Origin of the sequence: Acinetobacter sp. YH12152 (genome assembly GCF_013418285.1) — a bacterium.
In the GTDB taxonomy this organism is placed as follows: Bacteria; Pseudomonadota; Gammaproteobacteria; order Pseudomonadales; family Moraxellaceae; genus Acinetobacter; species Acinetobacter amyesii.
Window position 1 is genome coordinate 80,426 of the sequence record NZ_VPCH01000006.1, and the last position, 16,611, is coordinate 97,036.

The following is a 16,611-nucleotide window of genomic DNA, read 5'->3' on the forward strand; positions in this document are numbered from 1 at the left end:
TTTTGCTATTTATTTTAGTTGTTATGATTTAATAACTTATTGAATTAGCTTGTTTAATACTTACAAATAAAAACATTGTAAACAAAAAAGGACGTCCAAAGACGTCCTTTTCAGTGCTGAAAGGGAACCAACTTTTGAGGTTACAGACCCTGTAATTTTAAACGATTGGCATGTTGGCGGTAGAGCGCAACTGGGTCAGGTGAAAATAGGCTGCGTAGACCAAAGACCATATTTACTTCATCTAAGTGGTTGTGATTGTAGTCGTCACGGATTACTTGTCCGATGTGAGTACTACAGCGTCCAACCAAACCGTCATTGTCACGATTTCCATAGACCAAAGGGGCAAGCTGACTAATGACCGTATCTAATACATCTAATACATTCGTGGTTTGCGCTGTACCCGTCCATGAGTAGTAATACACGCCATTGTCGACTTTGGCACCCGATTGATTACAGTTCGCTGCTAGTGCTGCGGTCGGAAATTTTGCATTAAATTCAGCCGAACCTTTTTCACTGATCGCGGTAAGTGATGCATCAACACTGTTAGGTAGACTAGAGTTGCCCTCAGCCCAAGTAATAATAGGTGCTAAAAGTTGATCTCCAAGTATGCCAAAGATTGAGTCTATGGTTTTGTTGGCTTGAATTTTATCTGCGACTAAAGAACCTCGGTATGTTCCTGCAACACCAGTCACTGATGCTACATACTCAGGTTTGATCGCTGCAATATAACGCGTTGTTGGCCCACCATGTGAATGACCAATGAGGTTCACTTTAGGTTGACCCGTCAGGGCAAGGACTTCTTCGACTTGGCTCAGGAGCTGTTCACCACGAACTTCTGTCGACTCTAGCGGAGAAACTTGGGCAGCAAAGGTATTGGCCCCATTACGAGCTAAATCTGGCAAAATTTGATAAAAATAATCCATGCCAAAGCTGTCAAAACCAATGCGAGTAAACCCGAACATACCATGGGTAAACACAATCGGATATTTGGTCTTGGCATAGTTTGCCGAGCTGTTGGCGGTGACATGTTGGAGTCCTGGCGCCGCTTGGGATTGTGTGCTGGAGATCACTGCTGATGCAGCGATGATTGCGCATAAAAGAGCTTGTGGTTTTTTCATCATTTCATCCTGAAATTGAAGTTGTTTTTAAATTGTTGTTTGCAGTTATTCTGCGAAAGGTAATTTTCCACCTTGATCATGCACAGATTCAAAGGTACTGACGCGGAGCTGATCTTCCTTCGATTTAAAATGTTGATTACGGAGTTGCTGCACCGCTTGTTGTTTCGCACTGTCACTCATATTGCTTTTCACAATGCTGTCACGCTCTGTGAGGTATTGATTTACGCTAGATTTCCAAGAGCTGCGCTGGCTGTCTAGATTTTCAAGGCGCTGAGTAGCTTCTGGACCCACTAAATTTAACCGCATTTGATGGATTTCTTCGCTTGAACCACCACGGGCTTTAATGTCTGCTGTGAGCTTACGTAAATCTTCAAGTTTATTGATTTGTTCCAGATTTTCTTTCCAGTCTTCTGGGAGTTCATCAAACAGGGCTTTTAGTTTTTTGGCTTTTTCAGACTCAGACAGTTTTTTGTCATTCACCACTTCCATGCGTTTCAGCGTGTATTCGTGATAGGTATTTTCCTTGCCAAATAAACCTTCAATTTCATAATCAGAAAAGAACTGTTTTCTTAAATTCTGTGTGCTGCTGTAGATCGAGCGATAATATTGTGGAGATTCTTTGTCGTCACTTGGTGGCTGTAAATTACCTAATTGTTCACGATATTTCATATAGCGATCCCACAAATCATAAATTTGGGACAGCGCCGGTTCTTTATGACCTTGTGCAATGTAGGCTTTAAAATCCTTTTTGATTTGATCTATCGACTTTTCACCATATTGAGTGATGAAATATTCAAAACAATTCCGTGTTTGTTCGTTCACGATCAGGTGGTTTGAACCATCCATACTGATTTGACAGTTAACTTCCGTGTCTTGTTGACTTGGACTGAGCAGTGAAGAACCGCTTGTGGCTTGTGCTGTAGCATTTTCGCCCTGAGCTAAAGGCGTATTTTGTTGTTGAATCGATTGATCTGAAGGATCATTTTGTGATGTTTTTGGCGCAAGCCAATACATGAATGCGGCTGCCGCAATAACCACAATGGCTAAAATCAGCCAGAGTTTATTTTTTTGCATATCCCAATGCACCTTTATTCCGTTTTAATTGTTTTATGAGTTCTAAATGTGAACTCAATATGACATAAAAGAATGATAAAAACATAGAAAAGTTGTAAACGCTTAGCATGGATTGATACCATGGCGCAGTTCTCTTTTTGCCCTATTTTAGTCATGAAAAAAGCTTCTCCTAAGATTCAGCGTCGTCCAGTACATGGTGTATTTTTATTAAATAAGCCTTTGGGCATTAGCTCGAATGCTGCATTACAAAAAGTGCGTTGGTTGTATCGAGCACAAAAAGCAGGACATACAGGTGCGCTAGATCCATTAGCCTCAGGTTTATTGCCGATTTGCTTAGGTGAAGCAACAAAGTTTTCGCATTTTTTATTGGATTCGACTAAACGTTATAAAACCACGGTCTTTTTAGGACACAGTACCACGACGGGTGATGTGGAAGGTGAAATACTATTAGAGCAAGCTGTTCCAACATTGACTGAAGAAAATATTCAAAATGTCTTGGCGCAATTTGTAGGGGATATTCAACAAATTCCACCGATGTATTCTGCGCTGAAAAAAGAAGGTCGCCCGCTGTACGAGTTGGCGCGTAAAGGCATAGAAATAGAGCGTGAAGCACGTCCAATTTCGATTTATGCCATCGAGTTATTATCATTTAATGAGAATAGTATTACACTCGACATCACCTGTTCCAAAGGCACATATATTCGTGTTTTAGGCGAAGATATTGCCAAAGCATTGGGTACTTTTGGACATTTGACCTATCTACACCGTACGCAAACAGGGCATTTTGACCTCAATCCAACTTACACCATTGAATATTTGGAAAGCTTGACCGAAGCGGAGCGTGAAGCATTATTGCTGCCGGTGTATTCACCCGTCGATCATTTCTGCAAAGTGCAAGCGCCAGAAGGGCGTGCAGAATATTTCAGTCGTGGCATGGAAAGTAATATTGAACATGAGGCAGAAGCGCAGGTCTTGGTATTTGAAGGTGAGCGTTGTTTAGGGCTGGCTGAAATTACAGACCGTAAACGTTTGGTGCCTAAGCGTGTGTTAAATCTAGAGTAGCTGATACAGCATTGAAGAGTTCTTATGGACATTGAAATTATTTTAAGCCTCTTATTTTTTGCATTTTTTGCCGGTGCAATTGATGCAGCAGTGGGGGGCGGAGGATTAATTCAAATTCCAGCCATTATGAATGCCATGCCGCACTTATCTCCGGCGACGGTGTTTGGCACCAATAAGTTGTCTTCGATCTTTGGTACGGCTTCAGCGTCCTATTCCTTTTTACGCCAAGTTAAACTACGTTGGAAATTACTTGCGGTCATTGCAAGTTGTGCATTCGTTGCCTCCTTTGTGGGCGCAGCTTGTGTATCGATGATTCCAAAAGAAGTCTTACGGCCTTTTGTTTTGGTCATGTTGATCGTGATTGCGATCTATACCTTTGCCAAAAAACAATTTGGTCAGGTGCATGTACGCCAAGAACTGACCCCTAAAATTCTCGGTCTTGCCGCTCTTGGTAGTTTGGTGATTGGCTTTTATGACGGCATCTTTGGGCCAGGCACGGGCAGTTTCTTTATCTTCTTTTTTATTCGTTATCTACAAGCCGACTTTTTACATGCCTCTGCTTTGTCTAAAGTGGCTAACTTAACCACCAATTTGGCTGCATTGAGTTTTTTTGCGCCCACAGGCCATGTGTTATTTGCTATAGGCTTAATGATGGCTGTGGCGAATATATTAGGCTCGATCGTTGGTGTACGTGCGGCGATTAAATACGGCAGTGGCTTTATTCGAATTCTATTTTTGATTTTGGTGAGTATTTTGATTGTACGGCTAGGGTATCAAACCTTTACGGGACAAGCTTAAAACAAAACTTAACAGAGCTGCGCTGTATTCTGATGCGGATATGTTTAGTATAAAAATGAAGCACTTTATTTTGCTGAATTAAAAAAATACTCAGCTATCGCTAAGCATCAGAGGGCATCATCAGAATGAATATTTTTGAAGCTTTACGTCAAAGTCATGAACAACAAAGAGCGCTTGCAGAACAATTAGTACAAACTTCTGGTGATAGTCCAGAACGTCGGGATTTGTTTGACCGACTTAAAAATGAATTATTCGCGCATGCTGTCGGGGAAGACCGATATTTTTATATTCCTTTAATGATGACCGATTCGGGGCTGAATATTACCCGTCATGCCTTGGCTGAACATCATGAAATGGACGAACTTTTAGAGCAGTTGACTGAGACTGAATTTAGCAATCCGGGCTGGCTGGCCATTGCCAAAAAACTTTCAGAAACTGTGCATCATCATTTACAGGAAGAGGAACACGGTTTCTTTCAACAAGCCGGTAAAATATTGGATGATAAGCAAAAAGAAGCTTTGGCTAAACAATACTTAGCCGAGTATAAAAAATATAAAAAAGCAGATAAAGACAGCCTGACTGGTTAAGTCCTTTATAGAAGCTAGACTTTTTCGAACCTTGTATTTAAAAGCCTTGTATTTAAAAGCTTAGATGTAGGAGTTCTTAGACAAGGTGTTGAAAAATGGCGGCAATCCCGCCATTTTTATTTAACTATTTTGCCTTTAAAAATTTAGTTGGCTGTTTCCGATTTAGAGGAACGCATCGTCACCCCGACTGAGGCGAGCATAATACACAGCAGTGCGATCCATTGCCACATGCCGATACGTTCTCCCAATAAAACCATACCCGTAATAGCTGCCAAAGCAGGTGAGATACTCGACAATGTGCCATAGCTTAGCTTGCTTAGAATCTTTAAGGCTTTGAGGTCTAGGGCATAGGGAATCGCTGTGGCTAAAATGGCAATCAACAGTGCTTTAGGCCAATATTGTGTGTCCATTAAAGCTGCTGCGTTGTTATAGAGGCCGATAGGTAATAAGGTCAATGCCGATAAACTAATGGCAATGGTCAGTGCATGCATGCCAATATTTTGGTGTACCACTTTTTGCCCGAAATAAATATAAAAGGCCCAACAGAGTCCGGCAGCCAATGCACAAGCTGCACCAATCAGTGAGAAATTGCCGCTTTGAGCCTGTCCCCAAGGCACCATCAACGCAATCCCTAAGATCGCCAAAAACACCCAGATATAGTCGCTACGATTTTTTATCGACAGCAGCGCCAAACCTAGCGGCCCAATAAACTCCAGTCCAACGGCAATGCCTTGAGGGAGTTTGCCCAGTGACATATAGAATAAGACATTCATGAGGCACAGGGCTGCGCTATAGCAGAGTAAATCACGCCATTTTAAAAATGAAAGTCGTTTTAAAATGTGCCAAGAGCGAAACATCAAACAAATAATAATCGAGGCAAAACACAGCCTTAAAATGGTCACGCTCAGTGGGTCTAGTACCAAAAACAGTTGTTTGGCAAAGGAAGCACTGATCTGATAGGAGATCATGGAGAGCACCATGAAAACAACAGCAAGAAGTTGTGAATTTGGCATGTGGCACACAGTTGTTGGGCGGTGTTAAGCCCTATTTTTGAATCAGTACAGTATAGCGGGTAATGCTGACAATTGAGTGAATTTTAACATTTGATCAAATCATGATGGATTTTGAATTTAAAATTCTATGGCTCGGCTGATGTAAGAGCAGGACTGAGCACGTCATGATTCAATTTGAATTCAAAAAATTGAGTCTGAGATTCATGTAGTTCATCCATTGTCATGGGAACATATTTTGAATTTAAATGGCTTTGGCTTTTTGCGTGGTATAGGTACACCCAATCGAGGCACAGATAATGACAGCAAGGGCTAACCACTGGGTCCAAAGTAATTGTTCATTTAAAAAGACAAAACCAGAGAGTGCTGCAATTGCAGGTTCTAGGCTCATAAGCGTTCCGAAACTGAGCGCCGTTAAATTGCGGAGTGCAATCATTTCTAAGCTAAAGGGGATGGCGCTGGCCAAAGTGGCTAAAGCAAGAAAATAGAGGAGGCTCATCGGTTCAAAGGCATGTGCAGGAATCCCTGCAAATAATGCAATCGGCATGAGCATACACATGCCGACAAACATACCTAAACAAACCGTATGGTTGCCTGAAACGCCAGAGGGTTTCTGACCTGCCACGATATAGAGTGCCCAGCAGGCACCTGCGCCAAGAGCGAAGGCAATGCCAACAGGATCAAGTCGTTGTGCAGCTTGGTCAAAAGGAAAAAGTAGGATAAGGCCTAAAATAGCCAGTCCGACCCAAATAAAGTCAAATTTTCGGCGTGCAGCAAATAGTGCGACACTGAGCGGGCCAATAAATTCAAAAGAGACGGCAATGCCGAGCGGGAGACGATCAATCGACAAGTAAAATAATACATTCATCCCTGCTAAGGCACAGCCATAGCTGAGGATCGACGACCATTTCACTTGTTTAAAATTGATCTGCCAAACTTTAAAAATAATCGCCAAAATCAAAGCGCCTAGCATTAAACGCATGGCCGAAACGGTCAGTATGGGAAATTGACCGAAAAGATATTTGGCAAATGAACCGCTGCTTTGCATGCTGATCATGGCAATAAGCAAGATCAGCGGTGCTTGGACAGCCGGTGCAACTTTAAAATTTGGCATAAACTAAATTTGTTTCGATGACTCGAAGAGCGGGAGAGTGGCACTAGCCAGATTTTAAAAGTTTATTACAATAAAAAAACCACAGCCCGAAGGCTGTGGCTTCAGTGTCTAAGGTGATTAGAACAATACGCGAACTCGGATCGTACCTTCAACTTCGTGAAGTGTATCCAATGCTTCTTTAGAAGCAGTTGCGTCAACGTCCATCACAAGATAACCCACATCACCTTTAGTCATTAAAGACTGACCAGAGATGTTGATACCGTGTTCAGCAAACAAGTTGTTGATTTTTGAAAGAACGCCCGGCACGTTTTTGTGGATGTGAAGTAAACGGTGTTTACCTTCAGTCAACGGTAACGCGATTTCTGGGAAGTTCACTGCAGATAAAGTCATACCTTTATCAGAGTAAGCAACGAATTTTTCAGCAACTTCAAGACCGATGTTCGCTTGCGCTTCCATTGTTGAACCACCCACGTGAGGAGTCAAAATCACGTTGTCTAAGCCACGAAGTGGAGAAACGAATTCTTCACCGTTTGCTTTTGGTTCTTTAGGGAATACGTCTACAGCCGCACCAGCAATATGACCAGATTTGATTGCATCAGCAAGATCTTCAATGATGACACATGTACCACGTGCAGCATTGAGGAAGATTGCGCCTTCTTTCATTTGAGCAAATTGGTCTTTGCCGAAGAAGTTGCGAGTTGATGGAACGTCTGGAACGTGTAGAGATACGACGTCTGCATTGGCAAGAAGTTCACCCATAGAACCGACTTGACGTGCATTACCCATCGGAAGCTTAGTCACTGCATCGTAATAAATTACGTGCATACCTAAACTTTCAGCAAGTACAGAAAGTTGCGAGCCAATCGAACCGTAACCAACAATACCTAAAGTTTTACCACGAGTTTCAAATGAACCGACTGCAGACTTGTTCCAACCACCACGGTGAGTTGAAGCAGATTTTGCAGGAACACCACGAAGTAATAGAATCGCTTCAGCAAGTACTAGTTCAGCAACTGAACGAGTATTTGAGTATGGTGCGTTAAATACAGGAATACCGCGAATCATTGCAGCATTTAAGTTCACTTGGTTTGTACCGATACAGAAACAACCCACAGCAATCAGTTTGTTCGCCGCTTCAAAAACTTCTTCAGTTAATTGAGTACGTGAACGAATACCAATGAAGTGAGCATCTTTAACCGCTTCTTTCAACGCTTCACCCTCAAGCGCAGTTTTACGGTAGTCAATGTTGGTGTATCCAGCAGCATTTAGAGTGTCGATTGCGTTTTGGTGAACGCCTTCTAACAACAAGAAACGAATTTTATCTTTAGGTAAAGAAAGATGTTGGCTCATTACGGCTCCGCTACAAAGGCCAAATTTAGTGCGCATATAATAGCATAGGAAGTCGCCTGATATACATTTCCTTTATGACCGACGTCATGGCTATTTTGGCGAATGATGAGTCAATATTTTTTAGATTTGGTCTAATTAACTTGGTCATATTCCTCGTGACATTTTGAAATCACGTTTTTCTTTGGGTTTTGTCAAAAAAAGCCCAGTTATAGCTTATAATGGTGCCGCTCAAAATCATCATGACCAATTCCCTGACATTTTGATGCGCTCTGTTTCAGGCTTTTTCCCTTGAAATATGCGTTACCGCAGTTTTGACTGAATGAAGTCTGGACCTTTAAAAAAACTTGTTTACTTCTTGCAAGGTCTGAAAACGATGAATGCTCCAGTCGCTTTAACCCCAGAGTTATTGACCCAATTGACCGCTATTGTTGGCGAAAGCCGTATTAAAACAGATGCGGATAGTCTCCAAAATTGGGGTCGTGACCATACTAAGCACTTCGATCCAAACCCGTCGGTCGTCGTTTTCCCTTCAAGCACAGAGCAAGTTCAACAAATTGTTAAGCTGGCAAACCAATTTAATGTCGCGATTACCCCAAGTGGCGGTCGTACAGGTTTATCAGCAGGTGCTGTGGCTGCTAACGGTGAAATCGTGGTGAGCATGGACAAGATGAATCAAATCTTGGAATTCTTTCCAGCTGACCGTATGGTTCGCGTACAAGCAGGTGTAGTGACTGAACAACTTCAGAACTATGCTGAAGAACAAGGCATGTACTATCCAGTTGATTTTGCATCTTCAGGTTCATCTCAAATTGGCGGCAACATTGGTACCAATGCGGGTGGTATTAAAGTGATTAAATACGGCATGACTCGTAACTGGGTGTTGGGCATGACTGTGGTTACTGGTAAAGGTGACATCCTGCGCTTGAACAAAGGCATGATCAAAAATGCGACGGGTTATGCGCTTCAACACTTATTTATTGGTGGTGAAGGTACGCTAGGTTTAGTGACTGAAGCTGAAATCAAACTTGAACGTCAACCCCATGACTTACAAGTGTTGGTTCTCGGTGTGCCTGATTTTGATGCGATTATGCCTGTTCTACATGCCTTCCAAAAGAAAATCGACCTGACTGCATTTGAGTTCTTTGGTGAGCTTGCAATGCAAAAAGTATTGGACAATGGCCATGTACAACGTCCGTTTGAAACACCATGTCCATTCTATGTATTACTTGAGTTTGAAGCACCATTTGAACCAATCATGGATGCGGCAATGGAAATCTTTGAACATTGCATGGAACAAGGTTGGGTACTGGATGGCGTGATGAGCCAAAGCTTAGACCAAGTACACAGCTTATGGCGTTTACGTGAAGACATTTCAGAGTCAATCGCACCGTTCACTCCATACAAAAATGACATCTCTGTTCTGATTACACATGTGCCTGCATTTATTAAAGAAATTGATGCAATTGTGGAAGCGAACTACCCAAACTTTGAAATTTGCTGGTTCGGTCATATTGGTGACGGTAACTTGCACTTAAATATTTTGAAACCTGCGGATTTAAGTAAAGATGAATTCTTTACAAAATGCCAAGTGGTAAACAAATACGTATTTGAAACCGTGAAAAAATATGACGGTTCAATTTCTGCAGAACATGGCGTGGGTATGACTAAGAAGCCTTACCTCGATTACACACGTTCAGCAGAAGAAATCGAATATATGAAAGCATTGAAAAAAGTATTCGATCCAAATGCAATTATGAACCCAGGTAAATTGTTCGATCTTTAATTTTTTAAAGACGATTGAAAACGCATCTTCGGATGCGTTTTTTTTGGCTATAGCACGCCTTTTTAGCCGCGTATGGATGAGAGACCACACATTGATTTTTGGAATGGGGTACTTCTTTTACATTGCTTAAATAGTGTTTTGGACAAATGTTCGGCATGATAGGTCTGAATAATAAATTTGAGTTGGTTCTATGTATCGTTTAATTGCTGTGTCTGCATTGTGTGTGGGGATGTTGGCGGGTTGTGCGACAACGCAGAAAATTGTGTCTAAAGTCGGTTCTTCTGCTACACCACTCGATCAGGTATTAAAAGAACGTCCTGATTTGCGTAAAGAGTTGTCGACTGTGGAAATTCGTCAGTACTTTAACCGTGTTGAGTCGCCAAATGCGGGACAGGTGAAAGTGACTGAAACAGGTTTGATGGATGATTCGGTGAAATCAATTCGTACTATTTATAGTTTTAGATTGGTGGATGGTGACTGGCAGCGTGTAAATACACAAAAGGAATATCAGTGCCAACGTGGTAAAAATACCAAGACTTTCCAATCGGCGAAGTGTCCTTAAATTATAAAAAGTTAAGGTCTAAATTTCTTATTAAATATTCAGCATGACGGGGTCCTTTCATTTTAAATTCGATGATTGGAGCTCGTATCTACTTTTGTTTCGGCAAAAGTAGCAAAACCATCTTTCATCCGCAAAACTCGTCAAATACCATCTTCAATTGTGTAGGTCGCAGAAACTTTACATATTGAATGTGTCCTGACTCGGACAGTTGCGGATGAGTTTCCGCGTATCTTAATTTTCATCCTAAACATAGAATATTCAATCCTAAAAATTTTCTCGTGAGTTCGTATAGTTTTTAATAATATTGAACCGAATTCAAATCATGATCAGATTTCAATTGTATGATGAAAACCCTCGCTTTTATTCACGTCAATGATTCAGGCACACCTGTCGGTGACTTTGCTCCAGTGACTTCAGTTTTTTCCCATTATGAATTGGGCAATACTGTTTCGCCATTTTTATTACTCGACCATTTAGGGCCTGGGGTGCTGAAACCAACCCAACTGAAAAAAGGTGTGCTGGAACACCCACATCGAGGCTTTGAAACCGTCACCTTGGTGTTTAAAGGTGAACTTGAACATCATGATACGACTGGCGGCGGTGGTGTCATTGGTGAGGGAGATGTACAGTGGATGACTGCTGCTTCAGGCATACAACACGAAGAAGTTTTTAGCCAAGCCTTTGCACAGCGGGGCGGAGCATTTGAAATATTGCAATTGTGGGTCAATTTACCTGCTAAAGATAAAATGAATCCTGCACGCTATCAGAGCTTAACCAAAGCCAGTATTCCAAAGGTCAATTTAGCCCAAGATGCCGGTTATATACGGATCATTGCAGGGCAATATTTAACGGCCCACGGCCCCGCAGAGACACATACACCCATGCAAGTATTTGATGTCTTTGTCAGTGCCAATCAAAGTATCACACTACCTGCACAGGAAGGGATACCACGCTTGTGTATTTACGCTCAGGCAAACTGAAATTTAATGAAACGGATGAACTATTAAATGCACAGCATATGGCAGTTATGTCGAGCCAAGGTGAAAATGTCGAATTGACGGCAGTTGAAGATAGCCACATGTTGTATTTATCGGCGCAGCCTTTAAATGAACCCATCTATGGGCGAGGTTATTTTGTGATGAATCATTTTGCAGAAGTCATGCAAGCCTATGAGGACCTAAAACAAGGTCGCTTTATCCAAAAAGCAGACAATGAAAAGCCATAAAAGTGGCTAGATAAAAAGACCAATACAACGCCAGCAAACACTGTTAAAATAGTCGGACTCAAACCGACAGATCGGTTCGTTGAAGTTCATTTTATCTCTATCTAGCGTCTTGTGAATACGACGCACATATGGCGGATACGCCGCAAATTCATTTTTAAAATTAATATTACAGTGCTCGTCATTGGGCTGAAGTGTCTCTCCCTATTTGTCATTTCAAGCTCGACAGCACACATTTGATATGTAGATAACAATGCAAAACGTACAAACCACAAAATTAAGTCGTGCCACCTTAATGTTTCCCTTGGCACTGGTTTTATTTGAATTTTCTGTCTATATCGGAAACGACTTAGTGCAACCCGCCATGCTTGCGATTACCCAAGAGTTTGGTGTGAGTAGTGCATGGGCACCCTCGTCGATGTCATTTTACTTATTGGGAGGTGCTTGTGTCGCTGCGATATTAGGGCCATTGTCAGACCGATTAGGCCGTAAAAAAGTCCTGTTGGGTGGTGTGGCATTCTTTAGCTTATGCTGTCTAGCGATATTGCTCACGCATAATATCGAAAGCTTTTTAACGTTGCGTTTTTTACAAGGTTTTGGTTTGTCGGTCATTTCTGCCGTGGGCTATGCTGCTGTTCAGGAAACTTTTGAAGAGCGTGATGCCATCAAAGTCATGGCGATCATGGCGAATATTTCACTACTGGCGCCACTGATCGGTCCCGTCCTCGGTGCCTTTATGATTGATCACGTGTCATGGCATTGGGGCTTTATTGGAATCGCATTTCTATCTTTTCTGAGTTGGTTTGGTTTAAAAGCCAAGATGCCGACTCAGCACATCAGCATTCCAAAGCAACCGGTGGGCTATATCATTGATGACTTTAAACAGGTGTTAAAAAACAAACGCTTTTTGGCGCTGACACTGGGTCTACCGATGGTGGCAATGCCACTGATGCTGTGGATTGCGCTATCTCCGGTCATATTGGTGGAGCAGCTTGGACTGAGTAGTATGCAATACGGCATGGCACAGTTTCCTGTTTTGGGCGGGCTGATCATCGGCAATATTGTCCTGATTAAAATCATCGACAAATTGCCTCTAGGTCAGTCTGCGATGATCGGGCTACCGTTGATGTTACTCGGGACGAGCCTTGTGGTGATTGGGACGATGACTGAAAGTTATTTTCTGACATTGCTCATTCTTGGTATGAGTTTGGTCAGTTTTGGTGAAGGGATTAGCTTTTCTGTGCTCTATCGTTTTGCCTTAATGTCGTCTGAAATGTCGAAGGGCACAGTGGCTGCGGCAGTGTCTGTGATCATGATGCTGACGTTCTTTGCCGTGATTGAAATCGTACGTGTACTGTATGAAAACTTTGGCCTTTGGGCCTATAGTTTGGCAGGATTTACCCTCATTATCTTGTGGTTCAGCCTACCACGTTTGGTGGTGCGAGATATTATGCGACAACGTCAATTGTCGGGTGAATTTTAAATTCGAGTTCATGCCATCATAGAAAAAGCCCAATGCTGTGTAGAACAACATTGGGCTTTTTTATTTGCTGTATACCGTCTTAATTTGATGCTGCGGGTTGTTCTGCATTTTTTAATTTGCGATCGAAAATGAACGGGCCAAAAGGCAAAATCGATGCAATCAGGCCCATTAGAAATACGCTAAGCGACCATTTTTGCTTTTCACAGACCACAAATAGTACCACCAAGAAGGCAATAAACAAGACGCCATGTCCCATACCGACGTATTTGACCAATATTGGATTATCCATCAGGTACTTCATTGGCATAGCAATGAACAACAATAATAAAAAGGAGATGCCTTCGAGTAGGCCCACAAAGCGTAAGGTCTTGATATTCATGCGAAGTCTAAATTCAAAGTGATTTCAGTCTTGAGTGTACCTGAAAGCACAGCAGGAACGAAGCGTTCATGTTGAAATAATTGATTCGCATATTGAATCTAAGTAAATGTTTTTTAAGTTAATTCTGAGTTATCTGCTCGGATTAATCTTCTAGATCCGCTAAGGCGTCTTCAATCGAACCCTGATCAAATTCATAGTTACAGCCGAGTAAAATCATCGGGCTTTTTCCGGTCATTTCAGACAGGCTTAGTTTGTGATTGATGGCATGCAGATCATCCGTTTCAGCTTCCGTGCGTAGGATTTTTTCACCACGGAAAAACGGCATATTGGCAAACATTGGATGCTGCTCAATGCCATACTTTTGGGCAAGTTTTTTCACATCGGCTTGGCGATAGATTGCGAATACTGCATTGGAAGACAGGCCAATTTCTTGGGTCGGCATGCCAAAAAACTCTACAGCCTGCTTATTTTTATAGATATAAATAAACGGTTGATGTGGGTCATCATGGCGTTTCCAACCCAATTGCCCTAGAACCTTTTCATAGTCGAGTAAAGTGTCATGGTAGGTGTCGTAATCGGCCTGACATTCCAGAATACGCTTTAAATCTTGTGCTGTCGGTGCTGCAAAAACAGAAGACGCAGCTAAACATGAGGTCGCCACAATCATAGGTAATATGAGGCGTCTAAAATCTAAACTAAGCATTTTCATCATGAGTCTCAAATGATTCTATTTTATTTCTGCCTGAATCAGCTGTGTTCGAAGCTGAATCAGTTCGGCTAATGTTTCTAATAATAAACTGATCTGCTTGAGCACCAGTTGCAGGTGATTAGACCGCATTTCTTCAGTGCTGAATGTTTGAATTTCGAAAAGTTTTTGCTGAATTTTCTCAGGGTTGAGCGGTTTTTGCTGAATTAAGACCTCGTCTAAGGTGCTTTGACACCATTGCAGCAGTTCAAGGACTTGTTGGTCTTGTACCTGTTCACGGTGGCTCCCCAATGCCGAAATATAACTGAGCTGACTATGGCTATAGACCAAATAGCGAAAAGCATGTTGAATCAAAGTTTGGTCGGGTTCAGGCTCGGTACTTAAACTTGAAATCATGCTCGATAGTTCAGTTTGAGCATTATGGGCTGAACGACGGGCACGCCGATAATCAATGCTATTGGTTTTCCCATGGAGATATTGCTCAACCACGGCATCAAAATAATGCAGGGTCGCAGCAGAGCTTTTTTGAATGGTCTTGGAAATATTGCGAAAGTCCCAATCTGGCCAGATCACATTCACCGCAAACCATGCAATAAAACAGCCGAGTAGGGTATCAACGATACGCGGTAAAATGACCGCATAACCTGCGCCTTTCAAATTAAAAATCAGCAAGACCATTAAGGTTGCCATGAGGGTCGCCATGGCATATTTTTTGGCACTCAGATAGAAAAAGCACACGCCAAAAATAATCGTCAGTAGCAATTGACCTTCGACACTCGGCACAAAATACAAAATAGGAATGCCAAGTAAGACCCCTAATATGGTTCCCAATGTCCGCATTTTTAAACGACTTTTGGTCGCAAAATAACGCATCTGACAGACAAATAAACTGGTCAATAATATCCAGTAGCCATTTTTAGCAAAGGGCAATAGCGAAATGGCATAGCCCATCGCAAAGACAAAAGCGATGCGAACGGCATGGCGAAATAAGGCAGATTCGGGACTCAAATGCTGTTTCAGTTTGAGCCATAAATCATGCCACCCATGAATATCGTCATCAAGTAAATTGAGGTTATCAATATGCTGCTGATAGGCCTGTTGCTGTGAATGATCTAAATCCTGAACATGCGAAAAGCGTTCTTGTACACTGTCCAAATTACTCAAGATCAGCTGTAGGTTTTTTACTTCTATATTTTGCGGATTGTTGGTCATCCACTCCTGCAAAGAGGCATGCAAATGTGCCAGTGCTTGCGCAGTAATGGGATCAGGCTGATAGGGCTGCCGATGCAATATACAGTAGGCCAACTGTTGGCAAGCCTGCGCCTGTAATCGAATATTTTTTTGAAAACGGAAAATTAAATCGGTACGGCTAAAATTTTGATGAATTTGTTCATAGTGTAAATAATTCGCATTGGCCTGTTCGTGAATATCTTGTGCCAAGAAATATAAATTCAGCCAGTAGATGGTGTTTTTATTGGCTCTTGAGGCTTTTAAACGGGTGAGTAAAGAAGCTTTGGTGGTGTTTAAACTCGGGATGACATCACTGTTTTTGAGTGATAATTCATACAGTAAATGTTCCACATTGTTGACATTATCTGGGTCAAATAAGCGTGCTTTTGCATTCAGTACTTCGGCGATTTGTAAAAAACAACGCGAGAGATTGTCCTGTACGGGTAGGGTGGGTTTAATCAGGTAAAAAAGAATTGAGGTGAAGCCATACCATAAGGCCCCTAGAACAAAGCAACTGGGTTGAAAATACCAGATGTCATATTCGCCCAAGCCGAACATGGTGTAGATCGATAGTAAAATCGTGCCAAAAGAAATCGTGGCATAGCGTTGCCCCAAAGCTCCTAATAAAATAAATCCTGCACTGGACAGTGAAAGATACAAGATAAACAGCAGCTTATAAGGATAGAGAAAATCTAAAATACTACTGACACTAAAGAAGAGTACGCAGACATAGAGCAAATTACGCAGTCGGATGCTGAGTCGGTCATCAAAGTCGGTGAGCGCGGTAGCAATCGCACCTAAGGTGACGGGCACAATAAAACTATGAAAACCGAGAAAATATAATCCGAGCGTGGTGCCACTCAAAACAATACAAATTTGCAAGCAATACATAATGATTGCACTGGATTGAAACTGTTGAAACCAAGAGAGTCGCGTGTTCACAGAGTTATGAAGTATTCGAATGATTTTGTAAATTAGACTGAGCTTTTTTCTGTGAACTGTCAATTTTTATCAAATGGAGCGTAAAACTCTGTCCTTCAGGTCAGAGATATAAGCGACACGACATGAAGTGTCGTTTGATTTAACTAAGGACTATTTTCCTTGAGTTTTGATTGTTAATATAAGTACATGAA

Annotated in this window: 14 protein-coding genes and 1 pseudogene; 7 read left to right on the forward strand and 8 right to left on the reverse strand. The window is 41.9% G+C overall.

The window, feature by feature from the left end:
• Positions 1–140: 140 nt before the first annotated feature.
• Positions 141–1,121 carry a triacylglycerol lipase gene (locus FTU83_RS03690; protein ID WP_180105657.1) on the reverse strand — a complete coding sequence of 327 codons (981 nt, stop codon included), beginning with the start codon at positions 1,119–1,121 and terminating at the stop codon, positions 141–143.
• A 42-nt stretch (positions 1,122–1,163) separates the two neighbouring features.
• Positions 1,164–2,192: a lipase secretion chaperone gene (locus FTU83_RS03695; RefSeq protein ID WP_180105656.1), complete on the reverse strand. Its 1,029-nt coding sequence runs from the start codon at positions 2,190–2,192 to the stop codon at positions 1,164–1,166.
• 153 nt (positions 2,193–2,345) lie between these two features.
• Here FTU83_RS03695 and truB point away from each other — a divergent pair, with 153 nt between their 5' ends.
• From truB to FTU83_RS03710, 3 genes are all read left to right on the forward strand, one after another.
• Entirely contained in the window at positions 2,346–3,254 is a 909-nt protein-coding gene (gene truB, locus FTU83_RS03700) for a tRNA pseudouridine(55) synthase TruB (protein ID WP_180105683.1), read from the forward strand.
• 24 nt (positions 3,255–3,278) lie between these two features.
• Entirely contained in the window at positions 3,279–4,052 is a 774-nt protein-coding gene (locus tag FTU83_RS03705; protein WP_180008735.1) for a TSUP family transporter, read from the forward strand.
• Between the two features lie 125 nt (positions 4,053–4,177).
• Positions 4,178–4,639: a hemerythrin domain-containing protein gene (locus tag FTU83_RS03710; protein WP_168378156.1), complete on the forward strand. Its 462-nt coding sequence runs from the start codon at positions 4,178–4,180 to the stop codon at positions 4,637–4,639.
• Between the two features lie 143 nt (positions 4,640–4,782).
• On the opposite strand, the gene FTU83_RS03715 is transcribed toward FTU83_RS03710, so the two are convergent.
• The 3 genes from FTU83_RS03715 to serA all read right to left on the reverse strand — a co-directional run bounded on the left by FTU83_RS03715 (position 4,783) and on the right by serA (position 8,113).
• Positions 4,783–5,652, reverse strand: a complete 870-nt coding sequence (locus tag FTU83_RS03715) for a DMT family transporter (RefSeq protein ID WP_180008737.1) — start codon at positions 5,650–5,652, stop codon at positions 4,783–4,785.
• Between the two features lie 241 nt (positions 5,653–5,893).
• Positions 5,894–6,763: an EamA family transporter gene (locus tag FTU83_RS03720; protein ID WP_180105655.1), complete on the reverse strand. Its 870-nt coding sequence runs from the start codon at positions 6,761–6,763 to the stop codon at positions 5,894–5,896.
• A gap of 117 nt (positions 6,764–6,880) precedes the next feature.
• Positions 6,881–8,113: a phosphoglycerate dehydrogenase gene (gene serA / locus FTU83_RS03725; RefSeq protein ID WP_078192852.1), complete on the reverse strand. Its 1,233-nt coding sequence runs from the start codon at positions 8,111–8,113 to the stop codon at positions 6,881–6,883.
• Between the two features lie 373 nt (positions 8,114–8,486).
• Between serA and FTU83_RS03730 the strand changes: the two genes are divergently transcribed.
• The 4 genes and pseudogenes from FTU83_RS03730 to FTU83_RS03745 all read left to right on the forward strand — a co-directional run bounded on the left by FTU83_RS03730 (position 8,487) and on the right by FTU83_RS03745 (position 13,163).
• Positions 8,487–9,896 carry an FAD-binding oxidoreductase gene (locus tag FTU83_RS03730; protein WP_180105654.1) on the forward strand — a complete coding sequence of 470 codons (1,410 nt, stop codon included), beginning with the start codon at positions 8,487–8,489 and terminating at the stop codon, positions 9,894–9,896.
• A gap of 190 nt (positions 9,897–10,086) precedes the next feature.
• Positions 10,087–10,458: a hypothetical protein gene (locus tag FTU83_RS03735; RefSeq protein WP_078192499.1), complete on the forward strand. Its 372-nt coding sequence runs from the start codon at positions 10,087–10,089 to the stop codon at positions 10,456–10,458.
• Positions 10,459–10,802: 344 nt separating this feature from the next.
• Positions 10,803–11,683, forward strand: a pseudogene (locus FTU83_RS03740) (pirin family protein).
• Between the two features lie 250 nt (positions 11,684–11,933).
• Entirely contained in the window at positions 11,934–13,163 is a 1,230-nt protein-coding gene (locus tag FTU83_RS03745; RefSeq protein ID WP_180105653.1) for an MFS transporter, read from the forward strand.
• A gap of 79 nt (positions 13,164–13,242) precedes the next feature.
• On the opposite strand, the gene FTU83_RS03750 is transcribed toward FTU83_RS03745, so the two are convergent.
• From FTU83_RS03750 to yccS, 3 genes are all read right to left on the reverse strand, one after another.
• Positions 13,243–13,542, reverse strand: a complete 300-nt coding sequence (locus FTU83_RS03750) for a DUF3817 domain-containing protein (RefSeq protein WP_180092516.1) — start codon at positions 13,540–13,542, stop codon at positions 13,243–13,245.
• A gap of 142 nt (positions 13,543–13,684) precedes the next feature.
• Positions 13,685–14,254, reverse strand: a complete 570-nt coding sequence (locus FTU83_RS03755; protein WP_180105652.1) for a hypothetical protein — start codon at positions 14,252–14,254, stop codon at positions 13,685–13,687.
• Between the two features lie 15 nt (positions 14,255–14,269).
• Positions 14,270–16,420 carry a YccS family putative transporter gene (yccS, locus tag FTU83_RS03760; RefSeq protein ID WP_373685353.1) on the reverse strand — a complete coding sequence of 717 codons (2,151 nt, stop codon included), beginning with the start codon at positions 16,418–16,420 and terminating at the stop codon, positions 14,270–14,272.
• Between the last annotated feature and the right edge of the window lie 191 nt (positions 16,421–16,611).

Excerpts from the sequence above, each read along its gene's own strand:
- FTU83_RS03690 (WP_180105657.1), bottom strand. The coding sequence starts at position 1,121 with ATGATGAAAAAACCACAAGCTCTTTTATGCGCAATCATCGCTGCATCA.
- FTU83_RS03695 (WP_180105656.1), bottom strand. The coding sequence starts at position 2,192 with ATGCAAAAAAATAAACTCTGGCTGATTTTAGCCATTGTGGTTATTGCG.
- truB (WP_180105683.1), top strand. The coding sequence starts at position 2,346 with ATGAAAAAAGCTTCTCCTAAGATTCAGCGTCGTCCAGTACATGGTGTA.
- FTU83_RS03705 (WP_180008735.1), top strand. The coding sequence starts at position 3,279 with ATGGACATTGAAATTATTTTAAGCCTCTTATTTTTTGCATTTTTTGCC.
- FTU83_RS03710 (WP_168378156.1), top strand. The coding sequence starts at position 4,178 with ATGAATATTTTTGAAGCTTTACGTCAAAGTCATGAACAACAAAGAGCG.
- FTU83_RS03715 (WP_180008737.1), bottom strand. The coding sequence starts at position 5,652 with ATGCCAAATTCACAACTTCTTGCTGTTGTTTTCATGGTGCTCTCCATG.
- FTU83_RS03720 (WP_180105655.1), bottom strand. The coding sequence starts at position 6,763 with ATGCCAAATTTTAAAGTTGCACCGGCTGTCCAAGCACCGCTGATCTTG.
- serA (WP_078192852.1), bottom strand. The coding sequence starts at position 8,113 with ATGAGCCAACATCTTTCTTTACCTAAAGATAAAATTCGTTTCTTGTTG.
- FTU83_RS03730 (WP_180105654.1), top strand. The coding sequence starts at position 8,487 with ATGAATGCTCCAGTCGCTTTAACCCCAGAGTTATTGACCCAATTGACC.
- FTU83_RS03735 (WP_078192499.1), top strand. The coding sequence starts at position 10,087 with ATGTATCGTTTAATTGCTGTGTCTGCATTGTGTGTGGGGATGTTGGCG.
- FTU83_RS03745 (WP_180105653.1), top strand. The coding sequence starts at position 11,934 with ATGCAAAACGTACAAACCACAAAATTAAGTCGTGCCACCTTAATGTTT.
- FTU83_RS03750 (WP_180092516.1), bottom strand. The coding sequence starts at position 13,542 with ATGAATATCAAGACCTTACGCTTTGTGGGCCTACTCGAAGGCATCTCC.
- FTU83_RS03755 (WP_180105652.1), bottom strand. The coding sequence starts at position 14,254 with ATGATGAAAATGCTTAGTTTAGATTTTAGACGCCTCATATTACCTATG.